We start from the raw sequence: 18,932 nt of genomic DNA, 5'->3' as shown, positions 1-18,932 counted from the left end.
GTGCCGCTGTGGGCGGCGCTGCTGGTGGCTCTGGCGGTGGTGGCCTGCGCGCTGCTGCTGTCGAGCCTGCGCCTGCGTGCGCAACGGCATGCGCTGAGCGCGCTGCAGCGCGGGCATGACGCACTGCTCGGCGAGCGCGACCAGCTGCGGCGGACCACCGAGCGCCAGGGCCAGCTGGAGCAGCAGCTGCTGCAGGCCAAGCAGGCAGCCGAGGCGGCGGTGCTGGCCAAGGGCGAATTCCTGGCCACGATGAGCCACGAAATCCGCACTCCGCTCAACGGCATCCTGCCGATGCTGGAGCTGATCGCACGCGGGCCGCTGGGCGATGACCAGCGGCAGATGCTGGCCACCGCGTCGGCCAGCTCGCAACAGCTGCTGCGCATCGTCGACGACATCCTCGATTACTCACGGCTGGAAGCACAGGCACTGGAACTGGAGATCACCAGCTTCAACCTGCGCGATCTGCTCGACGGCGTGGTGCAGCTGATGCAGCGGGCCGCCGACAACAAGGGCCTGGTACTGGCGTTGCAGCTGGACCCGTCGGTACGCCTGCCGGTGCGCGGTGATCCGGTGCGTCTACGCCAGGTGCTGAGCAATCTGCTGGCCAACGCCATCAAGTTCACCGCACGCGGCCAGGTGCAGCTGCGCGTGCTGCGCCTGGGCGAAGCGGCCGCGCAGCATCAGCTGCGCTTCGAGATCATCGACACCGGCATCGGCATCGATGCGGCATTGCAGGCCCGCCTGTTCCAGTCCTTCAGCCAGGCCGACGCCTCGACCACCCGCATCTATGGCGGAACCGGCCTGGGCCTGGCCATCTGCAAGCGCATCATCGACCTGATGCAGGGCCGCATCGGCGTGCAGTCCACGCCCGGCCAGGGTGCCACGTTCTGGTTCGAGATTCCGCTGCTGAAGGTGCCCGGCGACCTGCCTGCGATGGCACGCGCCCCGGCCCCGCTGCTGCTGTTCAGTACCGATGCGATGCTGCAGGCGCGCGTGCAGCGCATCGCGGCCCATCACGGTCTGCAGGTGCAGGTGCTCGCGCAGCTGGATGCCGTGGTCGAGCGCCTGCGGGCAGCCCCCGGCCCCGGGCAGCTGGCACCGGCCTGGCTGCTGGCCGATGCACGTGCCCGTCGCAATGGCGGGGCCACGCTGCAGCAGGTCGTGGCCGAACGTGGCGAGGATGACACCCTGCAACTACTGTGGCTGCAGGACGAGGCCATGCCGGCGCGCGCGCGCCAGCACCGGCTGCCCACCGACTTCGAAGACGCCGCCCTGCATGCACTGCTGGGCGCTCCGGTAGCCCACGCACGGCCCTCGGCCCTGCTGGCCAGTGCCGAAGCCCTGCCGGCGGCGGCGGCGCTGGCGCCGCTGCATCTGCGCGTGCTGCTGGTGGAGGACAACACGGTCAACCGGATGGTCGCCGAGCAACTGCTGCGCGTGTTCCAGTGCGATGTCCGCCATGCCGCCCATGGTGAGCAGGCGCTTGCTGTGCTGCGCGAAGGCGGCACGGACGTGGTCCTGATGGATTGCCAGATGCCGGTACTTGACGGCTATGCCGCCACACGCCGCTGGCGCGCCGAGGAAGCCGAGGCCGGGCGCACGCGCCTGCCGATCATCGCGATGACCGCCAATGCCATGGCCGGCGACAGGGAGCGCTGCCTGCAGGCCGGCATGGACGACTACCTGTCCAAGCCGATCGCGCGCACCGCGTTGCATGCGCTGCTGCAGCGCTGGGCCGGGGGCAAACCTGCGTCACTGCCCCTGCCTGCTGTAGAGCCGAGCCATGCTCGGCTGACGGAGCTCGACTGCGATCAGCCTGGCGATCGTCGAGCAAGCTCGACGCTACAGACCAAGCCACCCAGCGCGGCGCCCCAACCGGTGCTCGACCGCGATGTGCTGGACGAACTGCACGCGGTGATCGGCGAGGCGGCCATCCGGATCGTTACGGTCTTTCTTGAAGATGCGCCGGCGATGGTGCAGCAGTTGCAGCTGGCCGCCCAGAACGGCGATGAATCGCGCCTGCAGGCCGTCGCGCACAGCCTGAAATCATCCAGTGCGAATGTGGGTGCGCTGTCGCTGTCGGCGGTTGCTGCACGCATCGAGCATGAAGCACGCAGTGGCAGCCTGAAGCGCCCCGCCGTGGCGGTCGCGCTGCTGGTGGCCGAATTCGCCCGTGCGCGGGTGGCGCTGACGGGCTATCTGGCGCAGCACCGGTAACCGGTAGCGTCGAGCTTGCTCGACGCCAGGGAATCATCGGTCGAGCAAGCTCGACGCTACGCGGATCCGGCGTCAGGTCACTCTTCCAGCTTGCTCAGCAGGTACTTCGGCTCGCCGATGCGCTCGATCAGGTCAAGCTGGGTTTCCAGCCAGTCGATGTGCTCCTCTTCCGAATCGAGGATCTTCACGAACAGCTGGCGGCTGACGTAATCGCCCACCGAATCGGCATACGCCACGGCCTCGCGCAGGGTGACCACACCGTCGCGTTCCAGCGACAGATCGCACTGCAGGATCTCGGTCGGGTTCTCGCCGATGCGCAGCTTGCCCAGCGCCTGGAAGTTCGGCAGGCCTTCGAGGAACAGGATGCGGTCGGCAAGCATGTCGGCATGCTTCATCTCGTCGATCGATTCTTTGTACTCATGCTCGGCCAGTTCCTTGATGCCCCAGTTCTTGAGCATCTTGGCGTGCAGGAAGTACTGGTTGATCGCGGTCAGCTCGTTGTAGAGGACCTTGTTGAGGAATTCGATGACCTTGGTGTCGCCCTTCATGGCGGTGCTCCTGCGCGCTGAAAACGCGGGCACTTTAACCCCTTGCGCGCAGGCGTGAAGGAACGCGAATCGTGCGCATTGGCCAGTACGGCCAGCGGTGAGCCGGATGTGGGCGTGGCGTGGGCGCCGCGCGAAGGGCGGATCAGGCCGCCTGCAGGCCCAGCACCGGCAGCGGCAGGTCGTGGGTGTTCAACGCCTTGGCCAGCAGATCACCGGCCATGTCCAGGCAGGAACCGCAGGTTGCGCCGCAACCGGTACGCATGGTCAGCTCGCCCACTGAGGTGACGCCCTGTGAGGCCGCTTCACGGATCTGGTGGTCGGTGACTCCGTTGCAGATGCAGACGTACACAGGCAGGAACCGGGCTGACAGGCCAGAAGCGGCCTGTTGCCTATTCCAATGGAAACGAGAATGGTTGTCAATCAAGGACATGAACCATTCTCGATACCGTTCAGCCGATCAGCTCGCCGGGCCGTCACCCTGGGCCTTCTTGGGCCAGTAACCGCGGGTACGGGGGCGCTTGCGTGGGCGGTCGTGACCGGCGTTGTGCCCCGGCATCCAGGCCTCGGCAGCGCTCTTGGGCATGGCGGTGACCCCCTGACCTGCGACCCCGCGGGCCAGTGGCGCCAGATGTCGCAATGCGCGGGCATAGACGCCGCGCTTGAACATCACCACATGCTCCACCGGGTACCAGAAATCCACCCAGCGCCAGTGATCGAACTCGGGCGAGTCGGTGTGGTCCAGCTTCACATGGCATTCGTCGCCGGTCAGCCGCAGCAGGAACCAGACCTGCTTCTGGCCGATGCAGACCTGCCGCTCGTTGCGGCGGATGGCCCGCGCCGGCAGCTTGTAGCGCAGCCAGCCGGGCGTTGCCCCAAGCACTTCCACATGCTCAGGCAGCAGGCCGGTCTCTTCCTGCAGTTCACGATACATGGCCTCGACAGGCGTCTCGTCGGTGTTCATGCCACCCTGCGGGAACTGCCAGCCGTCCCGGCGCACGCGTCGTGCCCAGAACACCTGGCCGTCCTGCCGCATCAGCACAATGCCGACGTTCGGTCGATAGCCGTCCGGATCGATCACGATGCGGACTCCTAAAAAATCTACTGTCCGGGACTATCCCATGCCCTCTGCCGGCCCACAAGCTCGGCACAAAAGTGTTGACATGCCCGTTACACATCCGCAGAATAGCGGGCTCACCAAGGCTATGTAGCTCAGCCGGTTAGAGCACAGCACTCATAATGCTGGGGTCGGTGGTTCGAGTCCACCCATAGCCACCACATTGAAAATGAAGTTGTTTTTCAATGTGAAAAGTGAGAAAATAGTTGCACGTTTTGCCCCGTCGCCAAGCGGTAAGGCACCTGACTCTGACTCAGGCATTCGGTGGTTCGAATCCATCCGGGGCAGCCAAACAAAAAAGAAAAAAGCCTGATCGAAAGATCAGGCTTTTTTCTTTTTTGTTTGGTCACGCATCCTTCCTTATCCCCGCGCCTGTCGGCGCACCCCCTTGAACATCAAGGGGGCTTTTCTCCAGACAGAACTCCGGGGTCGGATCCTTTGATGCGGAACCAAGGGTAGTGCCGGCCGCTGGCCGGCAACCTCGAAATGCGCAACCCCAGAACGACAAAAGCCCGGCCGAAGCCGGGCTTTTGCGTTTCCATCCAGCGGGCTCCCGAAGGAGCCCAACCAGGCGCGGTAGATCAGCGCTTGGAGAACTGGGTGGCGCGACGGGCCTTGTGCAGACCGACCTTCTTACGCTCGACTTCACGGGCGTCACGGGTCATGAAGCCAGCCTTGCGCAGCTCGGACTTCAGGGTTTCGTCGTACTCGACCAGTGCACGGGCGATGCCCAGACGGATCGCACCGGCCTGGCCGGTGGTGCCGCCGCCAGCGGCGGTGACCAGGATGTCGAAGCTTTCGGTGTTCTTGGTCAGCTCGAGCGGCTGGCGCACGATCATGCGCGCGGTCTCACGACCGAAGAACTCGTCCAGCGGACGGCCATTGACGGTGATGTTGCCCGAACCCTTGCGCAGGAACACGCGAGCGGTGGAGGACTTGCGGCGGCCAGTGCCGTAGTTTTGAGTGATAGCCATGATTAGATATCCAGAACCTGCGGCTGCTGTGCGGCGTGCGGATGCTCAGTGCCGGCGTAGACCTTGAGCTTGCGGTACATCTGGCGACCCAGCGGACCCTTCGGCAGCATGCCCTTCACGGCGATCTCGATCACGCGCTCCGGGTGGCGCTCCAGCGCCTGTGCCAGCGATTCGGTCTTCAGGTTGCCGATGTAGCCGGTGAAACGGTGATACATCTTGTCCTGCAGCTTCTTGCCGGTGACGGCAATCTTTTCTGCATTGATGACGACCAGGTAGTCGCCGGTATCAACGTGCGGGGTGTAGACCGGCTTGTGCTTGCCGCGCAGACGGCGGGCCAGCTCGGTGGCGAGACGGCCCAGGGTCTTGCCCTCGGCGTCGACGAGGTACCAGTCGCGCTGGACGGTCTCGTTCTTGGCAGTGAAAGTGCTCATGAAGAACTCTAGGTTAGGTCGGGCTCATTGCGGCGAAAGGCTCGCCGGAACTCTGCCACGCGTTGTGAAAAGGTGAAGCGTAAGAGGCGGGATTGTACTCACCTTGGCCGGCGGGTGCAAGCCGCCCGCTACACCGGGTTGGCAGGGGCGCGGGGCCGGGCGAGAATCGAGGGGTCTTCCGCCCCACCGCGTACCGCCATGACCGTGCTCCGCCAGACCACCCCGCTGGACCACCTGCTGACCGAGGCGCAGCGCGCCCTGGACACGGTTTTTGGCAACCCACCGGCGGCCCGCCCCTACCCGGCGGCGGACACCGACGAGCCGGGCATGGACCGCGCCGAGCGTCGCCACGCCGCGGGCCTGATGCGGATCAACCACGTCGGCGAGGTCTGCGCGCAGGGCCTGTATTTCGGCCAGGCCGCCGTGGCCCGCGACCCGGCCACGCGTGAACACCTGCTGGAAGCGGCCCAGGAGGAGACCGACCACCTGGCCTGGTGCGCCACCCGCCTGGGCGAACTGGACAGCCGTCCCAGCCTGTTCAACCCGTTGTGGTATGCCGGCAGCTACACCATCGGCACCCTGGCCGGGCTGCGCGGCGACGGCTGGAACCTGGGCTTCGTGGTCGAGACCGAACGCCAGGTGGAGGCCCATCTGGACGAGCACCTGGTCGACCTGCCGGCCGGCGACCTGCGCAGCCGCGCGGTCATCGCCGTGATGAAGGAAGACGAGGCCCGCCATGCGGATCATGCCGAGCAGGCCGGCGCACGCCGCCTGCCGTTCCCGATTCCGGGCGCGATGGCGCTGGCCTCCAAGGTGATGAAGACCATCGCCTACCGGCTGTAACCGCGACACGGGGTCGGATCCCTCTTCACGGGAAAAGGGATCCGACCCCATCATGTCAGTTGGGCGAGACCAGCTTCAGGCCGATCACACCGGCCACGATCAGGCCCACGCAGGCCAGGCGGGCCGGCGATGCGCTGTCGTTGAACAGGTAGATGCCCAGCACGGCTACGCCCAGGGCGCCGATACCGGTCCAGATCGCATAGGCCGTACCGACCGGGATGCTCTTCATCGCCTGGCTCATCAGGTACAGGCTGATCAGTGCGGACACCACCGTGGCAACGGTGGGCAGGGGCTTGCTGAAGCCTTCGGAGTACTTCATTCCAAGCGCGAAACCGATCTCGAACAGACCGGCCAGCAACAGGTAGATCCAGGGCATGGGTGGGGGCTCCTTACCTTTTTTGACAAAAACGAAACGGCCCGGTGTTTTCACACCGGGCCGTGGGTCGGTACATCACCGTGGAACTATACCGCTTGCGCAACACAGGTTCCACGGGGCGGGTCGTCCCGCCTAGGTGGCGATGCCTGCGGGCATCGCGCATGGGGCTTACTCGGACAGGTTACGGCCGTGGAACAGCTCTTCGATCTCGCGCTTGAGCAGCGCTTCGATCTTCATGCGTTCCTTGAACGACAGGTTCTTGGCCTTTTCCTCGAACAGGTACTGGTCCAGGTCGAAGTCCTTCAGGTGCATCTTCGTGTGGAAGATGTTTTCCTGGTAGACGTTGACGTCGAACATCTCGTAACGCGACTTGATGTTCTTGGCCAGGAAGTTCTGGATCGAGTTGATCTTGTGGTCGATGAAGTGCTTCTTGCCCTTCACATCGCGGGTGAAGCCACGGACGCGGTAGTCCATGATCACGATGTCCGACTCAAGGCTCTCGATCAGGTAGTTCAGGGCCTTCAGCGGCGAAATGACGCCACAGGTGGCCACGTCGATGTCCGCGCGGAACGTCGCGATACCTTCCTGCGGATGGGTTTCCGGGTAGGTATGGACGGTGATGTGGCTCTTGTCCATGTGCGCGACCACGGCGTCGGAGATCAGCTCCTTGCCGGCCAGCTTCTTGTCGATCACCGGTTCTTCGGAGATCAGGATGGTCACCGAGGCACCCTGCGGGTCGTAGTCCTGGCGGGCCACGTTCAGGATGTTGGCGCCGATGATCTCGGCGACATCGGTCAAGATTTGAGTCAGCCTGTCGGCGTTGTACTCTTCATCGATGTATTCAATGTAACGCTGACGCTCCTCTTCGGTGCGCGCGTAACACACGTCATAGATGTTGAAGCTCAGCGCCTTGGTGAGGTTGTTGAAACCCTGCAGCCTCAGGCGAGGCAACGGCTTGACCACGGCGGTCGATTCCTGTGTAAGAAGGGGAAAGGGTGAATTATGGGGCAAACTGCCCCCGGGGGGAACGTGAAGACGCAAGAGTTCTGGCACACTGTTTGCCCTTAACAATTGCGCTGGTTAAGCTCCGCTATCGACCCCGTGAATCCGTTCATGCGCAGAGGGAGCGCCCCTATCGTGTCAACCGTGCGCCTAGCTAGCAGTCCACTGGCCCTGGATATCGCCACCATCGATCGTTTCCTGGCGCACAGCCACCGGCGGCGATATCCCACCCGTACCGACGTCTTCCGACCCGGTGACCCGGCGGGAACCCTGTATTACGTCATCAGCGGCTCGGTTTCGATCATGGCCGAGGAAGATGACGATCGCGAGCTGGTGCTGGGCTACTTCGGTGCCGGCGAGTTCGTCGGTGAAATGGGTCTGTTCGTCGAATCGGACCGCCGCGAGGTGATCCTGCGGACCCGTACCGCCTGCGAGCTAGCCGAAATCAGCTACGAACGCCTGCATCAGCTGTTCCTCGGCCCGCTGTCGGCCGATGCCCCGCGCCTGCTGTACGCGCTGGGCCAGCAGATCTCCAAGCGCCTGCTCGACACCAGCCGCAAGGCCAGCCGCCTGGCATTCCTGGACGTTACCGACCGGATTGTGCGCACTCTGCACGACCTGGCCCAGGAACCGGAGGCGATGAGCCATCCGCAGGGCAGCCAGCTGCGCGTTTCGCGCCAGGAACTGGCGCGCCTGGTCGGCTGCTCGCGCGAAATGGCCGGCCGTGTGCTGAAGAAGCTGCAGACCGATGGCCTGCTGCATGCCCGCGGCAAGACCGTGGTGCTGTACGGCACCCGTTGATCGACAGATGTCCGCCGGGCCATGCCCGGCGGATCGTCGTACGTGCGACACACCATCGCACGCCCCGCACATGTGCATCCGCTAGGCTCGGTGCATGGAACTGAGCAGCGAATTCTGGTGGTTCATCCTCATCGGTCTCGGCGCACAACTGGTGGACGGCGCGCTGGGCATGGCCTTCGGCCTGGTGTCCTCCTCGGTGATGCTGAGCATGGGGTTGCCGCCTGCGCAGGTCAGTGCCAGCATCCACACCGCTGAAGTCTTCACCACAGGCGCTTCCGGCGTGTCGCACCTGGCCGCCGGCAATGTCGACAAACGCCTGTTCCTGCGTCTGGCCCTGCCCGGTGCGGTCGGTGGCGCTCTGGGCGCGTACGTGCTCACCCAGATCCCCGGCGACATCATCCGGCCGCTGATCTACCTGTACCTGCTGGTGCTGGCCATCATCATCCTGGCCCGCGCCGCGGGCCGCTGGATGCCACAGGGCGAGATCCGCCGGGTGCCGGTGCTGGGCTTCTTCGCCGGCCTGCTGGACGCCAGCGGCGGCGGCGGCTGGGGTCCGGTGGCGACCTCCACCCTGCTCGCCCGTGGCGGCCAGGCACGCACCACCATCGGCACGGTCAATGCCGCCGAGTTCATCGTCACCCTGACCATCTCGGCCACCTTCCTGCTTTCGATGGGCGTGCAGCACCTGCAGATCGTCGCCGGGCTGCTGATCGGCGGCATGATGGCCGCGCCGGTGGCGGCGATCCTGGTAAAGCGGGTGAAGGAGCGCTGGGTGCTGGTAGCGGTGGGCGTGCTGGTGCTGGGCATCAGCCTGTTCCAGATCGGCCACGCGGTGTACGGGCACCTGTACCGCTGAGGCATCCCTTGTAGAGCCGGGCCATGCTCGGCTGATGGCGCACGGATGCCGCAACGAAGAGCAGCCGAGCATGGCTCGGCTCTACAACAGGCGCGGTCTACGCCTTCTCGCCGCCGCGCTCGACGCAGCCCCAGTTGAGGATGCGGGTGCCGGCCGGCAACACGCTGCGGAAGAAATCCACCTTGGAGCGCTTCGGGTTCACCACCACCGGCGCCTTGGCCGCCAGCAGCAGCGGCAGATCGGCGGTGCTGTCCGAATACGCGATATCGATATCGCCGTAGCCGCGCTCGCGCAGCATGCGCATCTTTTCTTCGTTGTGGCAGTGGCGGGTCGGGCCGACGCCGCCCAGTCGCGGGCCGACCTCGGTGCCGATCACCGGCACGTCCTGATGGGCGACGAACGCCAGGATCGCCCGCGCCAGCTCCGGTGGCGCGCCGGTGGCCACCACCACCCGGTCGCCCTTGGCGCGGTGCGCGGCGAACACCTCCAGCGCCTGCGGCAGCAACTTGGCGCGCATCTGTGCCTCGTTGCGCAGCACATAGGCGTCGATCACGCGGTTGAAATCACGCGCGCGATGCAGGCCGAAACTGCCGATCCACACGTAGACCGAAATGCCGGCACGGCGCGTGGGCAGCATCGCCACCATCGGCCCGGCAATCGGCGTGACCAGCAGCGCGGCCAGCATGCGCAACGGGTTGCGCTTGATCAGCGAGGCGAACAGGTGCGTGCCCGAATCGCCATCGTAGAGGGTGTGGTCGAAGTCGAAGACCACCAGCGGCGCATCCCCGCGCGGCGTTGGATAGTGCGTTGTCATGCCGCGAAGAATAGCTGACGCAGGCCCTCGCCCGGCTCTTCCACGCGCATGAAGGCCTCGCCGACCAGGAACGCGTGGATGCCGGCGTCGCGCATCAGGGCCACGTCCTGCGGGCCGAGGATGCCGCTTTCGGTGACCAGCAGGCGATCACGCGGCACCGCCTTCTGCATGTCCAGGGTGGTCTGCAGCGACACCTCGAAGGTGCGCAGATTGCGGTTGTTGATGCCGATCATCGGCGCCGGCACCTGCAGCGCGCGCTCCAGCTCATCGATGTCATGCACTTCCACCAGCACGTCCATGCCCAGCGAAAGCGCCAGTTCGGACAGGGTGGCCAGCTGGGTGTCGTCCAGCGCGGCGACGATCAGCAGGATGCAGTCGGCGCCAAGCACGCGCGCTTCGTACACCTGGTAGGCGTCGATCACGAAGTCCTTGCGCAGCACCGGCAGCGTGCAGGCCTCGCGGGCCTGCTGCAGGTAGGCGTCGGCGCCCTGGAAGAAATCGACGTCGGTCAGCACCGACAGGCAGCTGGCACCGCCGAATTCGTAGCTGACGGCAATGTCGGCCGGGCGGAAATCCGGGCGGATCACGCCCTTGGACGGGCTGGCCTTCTTCACCTCGGCGATCACAGCCGGGTCGCCGTTGGCCACCGCCGCCTGCAGCGCGCGCACGAAGCCACGGACCGGCGGGGCGCTGGCCAGGGCGGCCTGCAGCTCCTCGAGCGGGCGCTGGGCGCGGCGCTGGGCTACTTCTTCGGCCTTGCGGGCCAGGATCGTCTGCAGGATGTCGCTCATCGTCGTCGCTTCGGTACTGGGGCGGTGAGGACGGCCATTATCGGCCATCGGATGGGTCAGGCTGAACCGCGCGCTCAGGCAATCAGCGCGCGGGTGGTGTCAACGTACTGCTGCAGGCGCTGGCGGGCGCTGCCGTTGGCGATGGCGGCACGGGCGCGGGCCAGGCCGTCGCCGATGTCGCTGGCCACGCCGGCCACGTACAGCGCCGCGCCCGCGTTGAGGGCAACGATATCCAGCGCCGGGCCCGGCTCGTTGTCCAGCACCGCGCGCAGCAGGGCAATGGACTGCTCCGGGCCATCCACGCGCAGGTTGCGGCTGGCCGACATGGCGATGCCGAAGTCTTCCGGATGGATCTCGTACTCGCGCACCTTGCCGTCGCGCAGTTCGCCCACCAGGGTGCCGGCGCCCAGCGAGATCTCGTCCATGTTGTCGCGGCCCCAGACCACCATGGCGCGCTCGGTGCCCAGTTCGCGCAGCACGCGCGCCTGGATGCCTACCAGATCGGGATGGAACACGCCCATCAGCACCGCCGGTGCGCTGGCCGGGTTGGTCAGCGGGCCGAGGATGTTGAAGATGGTGCGCACACCCATTTCGCGGCGGACCGGGGCCACCACCTTCATCGACGGGTGATGGATCGGCGCGAACATGAAGCCGATGCCGGTCCGGTCGATGGCCTGCGCCACCTGCGCCGGCTGCAGCTCGATCACCGCGCCCAGCGCTTCGAGCGCATCGGCGCTGCCGGACTTGGACGACACGCTGCGGTTGCCGTGCTTGGCCACGCGCGCGCCTGCGGCGGCGGCGACGAACATCGCGCAGGTGGAGATGTTGAAGGTGTGCGAGCCATCGCCACCGGTACCGACGATATCAACCAGGTTCGTGGTGTCGGCCACCGGCACTGGCCGGGCGAATTCACGCATCACGGTGGCCGCCGCGGCGATTTCGTCCACGGTCTCCTTCTTCACGCGCAGGCCGGTGAGGATCGCCGCGGTCATCATCGGCGAGACATCGCCGCGCATGATCTGCCGCATCAGGTCGACCATTTCGTCGAAGAAGATTTCGCGGTGCTCGATGGTGCGGTGCAGGGCTTCCTGGGGGGAGAAGCTCATGGGAATGCTCCTTGGATCAGGCCGCCGGGCGCTGCAGGAAATTGCGCAGCAGGGCGTGGCCGTGTTCGGTGAGGATGGATTCGGGGTGGAACTGCACGCCTTCCACCGGGAACTGGCGGTGGCGCAGGCCCATGATCTCTTCGATCGAACCGTCGTCGTTCTCGGTCCAGGCGGTCACTTCCAGCACGTCCGGCAGGCTGTTCTTGTCCACCACCAGCGAGTGGTAGCGGGTGGCCTGATAGCGGTCCGGCAGGCCGGCGAACACGCCCTTGCCTTCATGGCGGATCGGCGAGGTCTTGCCGTGCATGATGTTGCCGGCACGGATCACCGTGCCGCCGTAGACCTGGCCGATGCCCTGGTGGCCCAGACAGACGCCGAGAATCGGCGTGGTCGGGCCCAGCCGCTGGATCAGTTCCAGCGACACGCCCGCTTCGTTAGGCGTGCACGGGCCGGGCGAGATGACGATGCGCTCAGGCTTCTGCGCGGCGATCTCGTCCACGCTCATCGCATCGTTGCGCACCACCTTGACCTCGGCGCCCAGCGTCTGCAGGTACTGCACGAGGTTGTAGGTGAAGCTGTCGTAGTTGTCGATCATCCACAACATGTCAGGTTCCGTCGCTTATCAGGAAAATGGCGTATACGTTTTCGGTGTAGGTGATGGGGCCGGAGGCAATGACTTCGCCGCTGTAATTGAAGCCGCCCTGCGGCGGCGCCGACACCGGGCCTGGCTTGGGCGGGGAGAGGTTCTTGAGCGCACTCGGCCCGTTCTGGCCGCGTGGCCAATCGCCGGCCTGCACGCCATAGGCAAAGTCAGGGGCGACGTCGGAAATGCTGTACAGGCCGATGACCTTCGCGCCATAGGCACCGGCCAGGCCCGCTGCCGATTCGCGGGTCTGCTGGGCGGCCTCAGCCTTCAGTTCGGCGCGCAGCTTCGATGCTGCGGAATAGGTAGGGCTCTGCGTGGAAACCTGTACTTCCCTGCTTGCCTGCAGTGCGCCGAGGAAGCGCTGCAGGCTTTCGCCATCAGCGAAACTGGCGCTCAACGACTGGCTGACCGAGACGCCGATGAAGACGCTCTCTCCATCCTTGTACCGGCTCTGCGGACTGACCTGCAGGTTCTCGGCCTTGATGCTGTCGGCCACTGCACCATGGCGCTTGAACAGCGCCATGACCTGGCGGCCATTTTCCTGGACGCGCCTGCGGGCCGCTTCGGTCTTCATGTCCACCGAGTCGAGCCGGACCAAGACACCGAAGCGATCCGGCATGACCTGGCGCTCGGCACTGCCCTTCACCAGCAGGTGCGGCTGCGAGGGAATGGTATTGGCCTGCGCCCACGCAGACGGGGCCATCGTGGCCAGCAGTGACGACCACAGCAATGCGCTCAGCAGCTTCATGCGGTACTCCTTGTCGTGAACGGGAACAGCGGAAGGTGCCGCGGCGCAGGCCACGGCACGGAAAGGCTCACAACCCCTTGGCGGCCTGGGCGACGGCGCGGAACAGGGCGCGGCCCTTGTTCATCGTCTCGTCCCATTCCTTGTCCGGGTCCGAGTCGTAGACGATGCCGGCGCCGGCCTGAACGTACAGGCGGCCGTCCTTGATCACCGCGGTGCGGATCGCGATTGCGGTATCGGCATCGCCGTGCCAGCCGATGTAGCCAATGCTGCCGGCATACACATTGCGCTTGATCGGTTCCAGCTCGCGGATCACTTCCAGCGCGCGGATCTTCGGCGCGCCACTGACCGTACCGGCCGGGAAGGTGGCACGCAGCACGTCGGCATAGCTCAGGCCCGGCTGCAGCTGCCCGGTCACTTCGCTGACGATGTGCATGACGTGGCTGTAGCGCTCGATCACGAACTGCTCGCCCACTTCCACGGTGCCGGCCTTGGATACGCGGCCGGCATCGTTGCGGCCGAGGTCGATCAGCATCAGGTGCTCGGCGCGTTCCTTCGGATCGGCCAGCAGCTCGGCTTCCAGCGCCAGGTCCTGCTCGACGGTGGCGCCGCGCGGGCGGGTGCCGGCGATCGGGCGCACGGTCACTTCCCCATCCTGCAGACGCACCAGGATTTCCGGCGACGAACCGACCACCTGCAGGTCGCCGACATCGAGGAAGTACATGTACGGCGACGGATTCAATGCGCGCAGCGCACGGTACACATCCACCGGGCGCGCCTTGAACGGCACGCTCAGGCGCTGGCTCAGCACCACCTGGAAGATGTCACCGGCGCGGATGTACTCCTTGCTGCGCTGGACCGCATCGACGAAGCCTTCGCGGGTGAAACCGGAGACGAAATCGGACTCGTCCAGCACGTCGCTGTTGAGCGGCGCCGGATAGCCGGCGCCCGGTGCACGCAGCTTCGCAGTCAGCGCATCCAGGCGTGCCTGCGCCTGTTCGAAGGCACCGTCGACACGCGGGTCGGCATGCACGATCAGGTACAGCCGGCCCTTGAGATTGTCGAACACCGCCAGCTCGTTGGAATCCAGCAGCAGGATGTCCGGGGTGCCCAGCTCATCGCGGCCGGCCGGCGGTGCCAGACGCGGTTCGATGTAGCCGATGCACTCGAAACCGAACCAGCCGACCAGCCCACCAGTGAAGCCCGGCAGGCCCTCCAGCTTGGGCACCGAGTGGGCGCTGCGCAGCGCCTCGACCTCGGCAAACGGGTCGGCCACCTCGCGGGTGTCCACCACCTGGCCGTCCTCGCGCACGGTCAGCGTGTGACCGTGGAAGGCGTACACGCGGCGCGCCGGCAGGCCGATGATCGAGTAACGACCAAAGCGCTCGCCGCCTTCGACGGATTCAAACAGGTAGGTATTGGGGCCGTCGGCGAGCTTCAGATAGACCGAAAGCGGCGTGTCCAGGTCGGACAGCACTTCGCGGACGACGGGAATATGGGTGTGGCCTTCAGCGGCCTGCAGCTGAAACTGAGCGTGCGAATTCAAGACGACTTTCCTTCCGGGACACAGCGTTATGGGGGCGGACGACGGCAACGGGCCACCATCGCCACCAACGGCGTGCGGAAGAAAGGGTATGCGGGGTCGTCAGGCTGGACACCCCTTGACTGTATCGCAGGATCGGCGGGAGGGAAACCCTGTGAACCTGAACCACGGCAAGCGCCGGGCCGGCGGCGGGGACCGGCAGAGTCGGCGCTACCCCTGCCCGCCCAGCAACGGGCAACCGGCCGGCAGATGCATGCGCACCCGGCCCGCCACGCAGTCGATGCGGAACTGCCGGGCCTGCACCGGCTCGCCGTCCAGGTTCAGGGTCAGCGTCTTCGGCGCGTCGATCTGCAGCCACGGCAGGCGCGCACGCGTAGCCAACTGTTCCAGCGCGGCCTGGGTGCCGGACTTCAACATCTGGCCAAGGGTGGCAGCCACTTCACCCTCCAGCTCCGGAAGCACCGTCACATCCAGCAGGCCATCGTCGATCAGCGCCTGCGGGCACAGCTGCTGGCCGCCACCGGCCTGGCGCCCGTTGCCGATGCCCAGCGCGATGAAGTCGCCTTCCCATTCGAAATCCGGGCCCGACAGGCGCGCGTTGATCGGCTCGATGCGCCCCAGTTTGGCGATGCCGGTGATCACATAGGCCAGACCGCCCAGCATCTTCTTCAGCCCGGCATCGGTCTCCACGGTGACCTGCGTGCCGAAGCCGCCGCTGGCCAGATTGGCGCACCACCAGGGCGTGCCATCGGCGTCCACGCGCAGCAGATCGATGACGTGAGGGGCCACCTGGCCGATCAACGCGAAGGCGTCCTGCGGCTCGGTGGGAATGCCGGCGGCGGCGGCGAAATCGTTGGCGGTGCCCATTGGCACCAGCGCCAGCGAGGGCAGCGCCTCGGCCGCTTCGTCGCGATGGGCCAAGGTTTCGGCCACGGCGCTGAGCGTGCCATCGCCTCCGGCGGCCACGATCACGTCCACCCCATGATCGATCGCCTCGGCCACGTAGCGCTCGGCGTCGCCATCCTCCCAGGTCACCCGCACTTCCAGCTGTACGCCCTGCCCGCGCCAAAGGCCGACCGCGTCGCGCAGTTGGTCATTGCCTGCGGACTTGCCGTTGAGGATCAGGCGCCAGCGCGGGGTGGTCATGCAGTGCTTCCAGGGATGGGGCGGCACAGGCTAGCAATGCGCTGTTTGTCCGCAGTGAATGTCACGCAGGTGTCATTCAGCTGCTGGAGAATGGAAGGCCATAGCAGGGACGATGGATGGAGGCAGGATCAGCCTCCCACGCATGCAGCAGGGCCACGCCAGTGATTGGCGTGGCCTTTTTTTGGGGTGTGCAGGGAGTGCGAACCCAGGTTCGCACCCACCGGATCGCGGTTCGCACCCACTTCAGGCCTCAACCATTGGCGAAATCGCGCAGCGCCTGGCCCTGCAGCCGGTACACGGTCCACTCGTCCTGCGGCTTCGCGCCGGCAGCGGTGTAGAACTCGATGGCCGGGGTGTTCCAGTCCAGCACCGACCATTCGAACCGGCCGCAGCCTTCAGCCACGGCCTGGCGTGCGATGTATTTCAGCAGCGCCTTGCCGGCACCGCCGCCGCGCTTTTCCTGGCTGACGTACAGGTCTTCCAGGTAGATGCCCTTGCGGCCCAGCCAGGTCGAGTAGTTGTAGAAATACACCGCATAACCGATGGCCTCGCCGTCGGCTTCGCAGATCAGCGCGCGCGCCGTGGCATCGGCGCCGAACAGGCTTTCGGCGATGCCGATCTCATCGGTCTGCACCGAATGCTCGGCCTTCTCGTAGATCGCCAGCTCGCGGATGAAATGCAGGATCAGGCCAGCATCGGCTACGGTGGCCGGACGGATGTTCAACAGTGCCATGCGCAGATAAAGGGGACGGAGGGAATTGAACGAGATTAATCCCCTCCGTCCCCTTTTTGTCAGCGGGCGGCGGCGACGTTGGCGCGCATCTGCGCGATCACGTCCTGGTAGCTGGTCTTGGCATTGAAGATGGCCGAGCCGGCGACGAAGGTGTCGGCGCCGGCGGCGGCGATCTCGCCGATGTTGTCGGCCTTCACGCCACCGTCGATTTCCAGGCGGATGTCCTTGCCGCTGGCATCGATCATCTTGCGCACCACGCGCAGCTTGTCCAGCGCCGAGGGGATGAACGCCTGGCCGCCGAAGCCCGGGTTGACCGACATCAGCAGCACCAGGTCCAGGTCATCCAGCACCCAGTCGAGGATGTCCACCGGAGTGGCCGGATTGAGCACGATGCCCGGCTTGCAGCCCAGCGAACGGATCAGCTGGATGGTGCGGTGCACGTGGCGGCTGGCCTCCGGGTGGAAGCTGATGTAGGTGGCACCGGCCTCGGCGAAATCGGGAATGATGCGGTCCACCGGCTCGACCATCAGGTGCACGTCGATCGGCGCGGTCACGCCGTGCTTGCGCAGGGCCTGGCAGACCATCGGGCCGATGGTCAGGTTCGGCACGTAATGGTTGTCCATCACGTCGAAGTGGACCCAGTCAGCGCCGGCGGCGAGGACGTTGTCCACTTCCTCGCCGAGGCGGGCGAAGTTGGCGGACAGGATGGACGGGGCGATGAGGCAGTTGGACATGGCCGGGGCCTTCGGAACGGGGAAAGGGTTCTCCCGCCCGCAGGCGGGACGATGGGATCAGCGCTTGCGCAAGGCCTTGATGCGGTCGTAGGCGGCGTTGATGCGCCGCGACTTCTGTTCGGCCTGCTGCTGCAGCTCGGGGGCGGCGCCGCCCAGCTTGTCGGGGTGGTACTGGGAGATCAGCCGGCGGTAGGCGCGCTCGATCTCGGCATCGGTGGCCTCCGAGGTCAGCCCGAGCTCCCGGTACGGGTTCTCCTTGTTCAGGCGGAACCAGTCCGAGTCGAAGGCGTGGCCGATCAACAGGCCGACCACCGCGCCGAACAGCGGATTGGGCCGGAACAGCAGGGCCCCGGCGATGAAACCGAGCAGTTTTCCGTACCAGCGCATGGCGCCCCAGGGTCGACCGGCGAAATGGACGCTCATTTTACGTCACAGCGGGCCCGGACCGCTTTACACTAGGCCGCCCGCTGGTCAGCGGGCCCGCCGGGTCCGTTGGCCAGCCGTATCGACAACGCCCCAGGAGTGCCCGTGCCAACCACGCTGTTGCAATCCGATCTCCCCGGCCTGCCCTTGCGCCATCGCGGCAAGGTGCGTGATGTGTTCGATATCCCGCGCGAGCGGCTGCCCGCAGGGACCCCGCCGGGCGACTACCTGCTGATGGTGGCCACCGATCGCCTGTCGGCGTTCGACGTGGTGCTGCCCGACCCGATCCCGGGCAAGGGCGAGATGCTCTGCCAGGTGTCCAATTTCTGGTTCGCCAAGACCGCGCACCTGATGCCCAACCACCTGACCGGCATTGACGTGGCCAGCGTGCTGCCCGAAGGCGTGGACCCGGCCCTGTACGCCAAGCGCGCGGTGGTCACCCGCAAGTTGAAGCCGGTGCCGGTGGAAGCGATCGCCCGCGGCTACCTGATCGGCAGCGGCTGGAAGGACTACCAGCGCACCGGCAAGGTCAGCGGCATCGACCTGCCCGACGGCCTGCGCCAGGCCGAGCAGCTGCCCGAGCCGATCTTCACCCCCTCGACCAAGGCCGCCGTCGGCGACCACGACGAGAACATCGATTTCGATGCGATGGTCAAGCAGGTCGGTGCCGACCTGGCCGAGCGCGTGCGCGACGCCACCCTGCGCATCTACAAGTTCGCCGCCGATTACGCGCGCGAGCGCGGCATCATCCTGGCCGATACCAAGTTCGAGTTCGGTACCGATGCCGATGGCCGCCTGTACATCATGGACGAGATGCTGACCCCGGATTCCTCGCGTTACTGGCCGGCCGACGAGTACGAGGTGGGCACCAGCCCGCCGAGCTACGACAAGCAGTTCGTGCGCGATTACCTGGAGACGCTGGACTGGGGCAAGACCGCCCCGGGCCCGAGCATCCCGGCCGAGATCATCGAGCGCACCCGCGCCAAGTACGCCGAGGCGCTGCAGCGCCTGGCCGGCATCAGCGTCGATTGATGCCCCTGCGCCCCCGGCCGGAAAGGCTGGGGGCGTTCTGAAGGCCTGCCCCACTTT

General features: G+C 66.0%; 22 protein-coding genes and 2 tRNA genes. 7 read left to right on the top strand and 17 right to left on the bottom strand.

Annotation, left to right across the window (positions count from 1 at the left end; genetic code table 11):
• Complete coding sequence (locus LZ605_RS17450) at positions 1-2,217, top strand: ATP-binding protein (protein WP_249842654.1); 2,217 nt, start codon at positions 1-3, stop codon at positions 2,215-2,217.
• 77 nt (positions 2,218-2,294) lie between these two features.
• Here LZ605_RS17450 and bfr read toward each other — a convergent pair whose 3' ends face one another.
• From bfr to LZ605_RS17435, 3 genes are all read right to left on the bottom strand, one after another.
• Positions 2,295-2,765 carry a bacterioferritin gene (bfr, locus tag LZ605_RS17445; RefSeq protein ID WP_005414691.1) on the bottom strand — a complete coding sequence of 157 codons (471 nt, stop codon included), beginning with the start codon at positions 2,763-2,765 and terminating at the stop codon, positions 2,295-2,297.
• 142 nt (positions 2,766-2,907) lie between these two features.
• Positions 2,908-3,114 carry a (2Fe-2S)-binding protein gene (locus LZ605_RS17440; protein ID WP_107232914.1) on the bottom strand — a complete coding sequence of 69 codons (207 nt, stop codon included), beginning with the start codon at positions 3,112-3,114 and terminating at the stop codon, positions 2,908-2,910.
• Between the two features lie 108 nt (positions 3,115-3,222).
• Positions 3,223-3,843 carry an RNA pyrophosphohydrolase gene (locus LZ605_RS17435; RefSeq protein WP_249842653.1) on the bottom strand — a complete coding sequence of 207 codons (621 nt, stop codon included), beginning with the start codon at positions 3,841-3,843 and terminating at the stop codon, positions 3,223-3,225.
• A gap of 120 nt (positions 3,844-3,963) precedes the next feature.
• Between LZ605_RS17435 and LZ605_RS17430 the strand changes: the two genes are divergently transcribed.
• Both LZ605_RS17430 and LZ605_RS17425 read left to right on the top strand, forming a co-directional pair.
• Positions 3,964-4,040: transfer RNA gene (locus LZ605_RS17430), tRNA-Met, on the top strand.
• Between the two features lie 55 nt (positions 4,041-4,095).
• Positions 4,096-4,170 (top strand) — tRNA-Gln (locus LZ605_RS17425).
• Positions 4,171-4,460: 290 nt separating this feature from the next.
• Here the strand turns inward: LZ605_RS17425 and rpsI are convergent.
• Both rpsI and rplM read right to left on the bottom strand, forming a co-directional pair.
• A complete protein-coding gene (rpsI, locus tag LZ605_RS17420) occupies positions 4,461-4,853 on the bottom strand; it encodes a 30S ribosomal protein S9 (RefSeq protein ID WP_005411311.1) in 393 nt (130 codons plus the stop codon).
• Between the two features lie 2 nt (positions 4,854-4,855).
• Positions 4,856-5,284: a 50S ribosomal protein L13 gene (rplM, locus tag LZ605_RS17415; protein ID WP_005414692.1), complete on the bottom strand. Its 429-nt coding sequence runs from the start codon at positions 5,282-5,284 to the stop codon at positions 4,856-4,858.
• A 198-nt stretch (positions 5,285-5,482) separates the two neighbouring features.
• Between rplM and coq7 the strand changes: the two genes are divergently transcribed.
• A complete protein-coding gene (gene coq7, locus LZ605_RS17410) occupies positions 5,483-6,127 on the top strand; it encodes a 2-polyprenyl-3-methyl-6-methoxy-1,4-benzoquinone monooxygenase (protein ID WP_249842652.1) in 645 nt (214 codons plus the stop codon).
• A 55-nt stretch (positions 6,128-6,182) separates the two neighbouring features.
• Here the strand turns inward: coq7 and LZ605_RS17405 are convergent, their stop codons facing one another.
• Positions 6,183-6,503 carry a DMT family transporter gene (locus LZ605_RS17405; RefSeq protein WP_057497538.1) on the bottom strand — a complete coding sequence of 107 codons (321 nt, stop codon included), beginning with the start codon at positions 6,501-6,503 and terminating at the stop codon, positions 6,183-6,185.
• A 168-nt stretch (positions 6,504-6,671) separates the two neighbouring features.
• On the bottom strand, positions 6,672-7,466 hold the full coding sequence (speD, locus tag LZ605_RS17400) for an adenosylmethionine decarboxylase (protein WP_005411315.1): 795 nt from the start codon (positions 7,464-7,466) through the stop codon (positions 6,672-6,674).
• 150 nt (positions 7,467-7,616) lie between these two features.
• On the opposite strand from speD, the gene crp reads away from it, so the two are divergent.
• Together crp and LZ605_RS17390 are read left to right on the top strand one after the other, a co-directional pair.
• Complete coding sequence (gene crp / locus LZ605_RS17395; RefSeq protein ID WP_010482649.1) at positions 7,617-8,306, top strand: cAMP-activated global transcriptional regulator CRP; 690 nt, start codon at positions 7,617-7,619, stop codon at positions 8,304-8,306.
• 94 nt (positions 8,307-8,400) lie between these two features.
• On the top strand, positions 8,401-9,162 hold the full coding sequence (locus LZ605_RS17390; protein ID WP_249842651.1) for a sulfite exporter TauE/SafE family protein: 762 nt from the start codon (positions 8,401-8,403) through the stop codon (positions 9,160-9,162).
• Between the two features lie 97 nt (positions 9,163-9,259).
• Here the strand turns inward: LZ605_RS17390 and LZ605_RS17385 are convergent, their stop codons facing one another.
• The 10 genes from LZ605_RS17385 to LZ605_RS17340 form a co-directional block, all read right to left on the bottom strand.
• Positions 9,260-9,976, bottom strand: coding sequence for a haloacid dehalogenase-like hydrolase (locus tag LZ605_RS17385; RefSeq protein WP_249842650.1), 717 nt, complete (start codon positions 9,974-9,976; stop codon positions 9,260-9,262).
• Positions 9,973-10,767 carry an indole-3-glycerol phosphate synthase TrpC gene (gene trpC, locus LZ605_RS17380; protein ID WP_049426871.1) on the bottom strand — a complete coding sequence of 265 codons (795 nt, stop codon included), beginning with the start codon at positions 10,765-10,767 and terminating at the stop codon, positions 9,973-9,975. The genes LZ605_RS17385 and trpC overlap by 4 nt, the downstream gene beginning before the upstream one ends.
• 74 nt (positions 10,768-10,841) lie before the next feature.
• Positions 10,842-11,873 carry an anthranilate phosphoribosyltransferase gene (trpD, locus tag LZ605_RS17375; RefSeq protein ID WP_249842649.1) on the bottom strand — a complete coding sequence of 344 codons (1,032 nt, stop codon included), beginning with the start codon at positions 11,871-11,873 and terminating at the stop codon, positions 10,842-10,844.
• Between the two features lie 16 nt (positions 11,874-11,889).
• Complete coding sequence (locus LZ605_RS17370; protein ID WP_014038739.1) at positions 11,890-12,477, bottom strand: anthranilate synthase component II; 588 nt, start codon at positions 12,475-12,477, stop codon at positions 11,890-11,892.
• Position 12,478: 1 nt separating this feature from the next.
• Positions 12,479-13,267: an SIMPL domain-containing protein gene (locus LZ605_RS17365; RefSeq protein WP_249842648.1), complete on the bottom strand. Its 789-nt coding sequence runs from the start codon at positions 13,265-13,267 to the stop codon at positions 12,479-12,481.
• A gap of 67 nt (positions 13,268-13,334) precedes the next feature.
• Positions 13,335-14,810, bottom strand: a complete 1,476-nt coding sequence (trpE, locus tag LZ605_RS17360; RefSeq protein WP_049443910.1) for an anthranilate synthase component I — start codon at positions 14,808-14,810, stop codon at positions 13,335-13,337.
• A 207-nt stretch (positions 14,811-15,017) separates the two neighbouring features.
• Positions 15,018-15,953, bottom strand: coding sequence for a lipid kinase YegS (gene yegS, locus LZ605_RS17355; protein ID WP_249842647.1), 936 nt, complete (start codon positions 15,951-15,953; stop codon positions 15,018-15,020).
• Between the two features lie 250 nt (positions 15,954-16,203).
• A complete protein-coding gene (locus LZ605_RS17350) occupies positions 16,204-16,686 on the bottom strand; it encodes a GNAT family N-acetyltransferase (protein WP_213919281.1) in 483 nt (160 codons plus the stop codon).
• Between the two features lie 59 nt (positions 16,687-16,745).
• A complete protein-coding gene (rpe, locus tag LZ605_RS17345; RefSeq protein WP_032127160.1) occupies positions 16,746-17,420 on the bottom strand; it encodes a ribulose-phosphate 3-epimerase in 675 nt (224 codons plus the stop codon).
• A 57-nt stretch (positions 17,421-17,477) separates the two neighbouring features.
• The gene (locus LZ605_RS17340; RefSeq protein WP_249844940.1) at positions 17,478-17,807 is read right to left on the bottom strand and encodes a J domain-containing protein; all 330 of its coding nucleotides are present in this window, start codon (positions 17,805-17,807) and stop codon (positions 17,478-17,480) included.
• A 141-nt stretch (positions 17,808-17,948) separates the two neighbouring features.
• Here LZ605_RS17340 and LZ605_RS17335 point away from each other — a divergent pair, with 141 nt between their 5' ends.
• On the top strand, positions 17,949-18,875 hold the full coding sequence (locus tag LZ605_RS17335) for a phosphoribosylaminoimidazolesuccinocarboxamide synthase (RefSeq protein ID WP_008266180.1): 927 nt from the start codon (positions 17,949-17,951) through the stop codon (positions 18,873-18,875).
• The last annotated feature ends 57 nt before the right edge of the window (positions 18,876-18,932 follow it).

The organism is Stenotrophomonas maltophilia (genome assembly GCF_023518235.1).
Classification (GTDB): Bacteria; Pseudomonadota; Gammaproteobacteria; order Xanthomonadales; family Xanthomonadaceae; genus Stenotrophomonas.
Note: the sequence above shows the minus strand (reverse complement) of the source record. Positions and strands in the feature narration are given on the sequence as shown.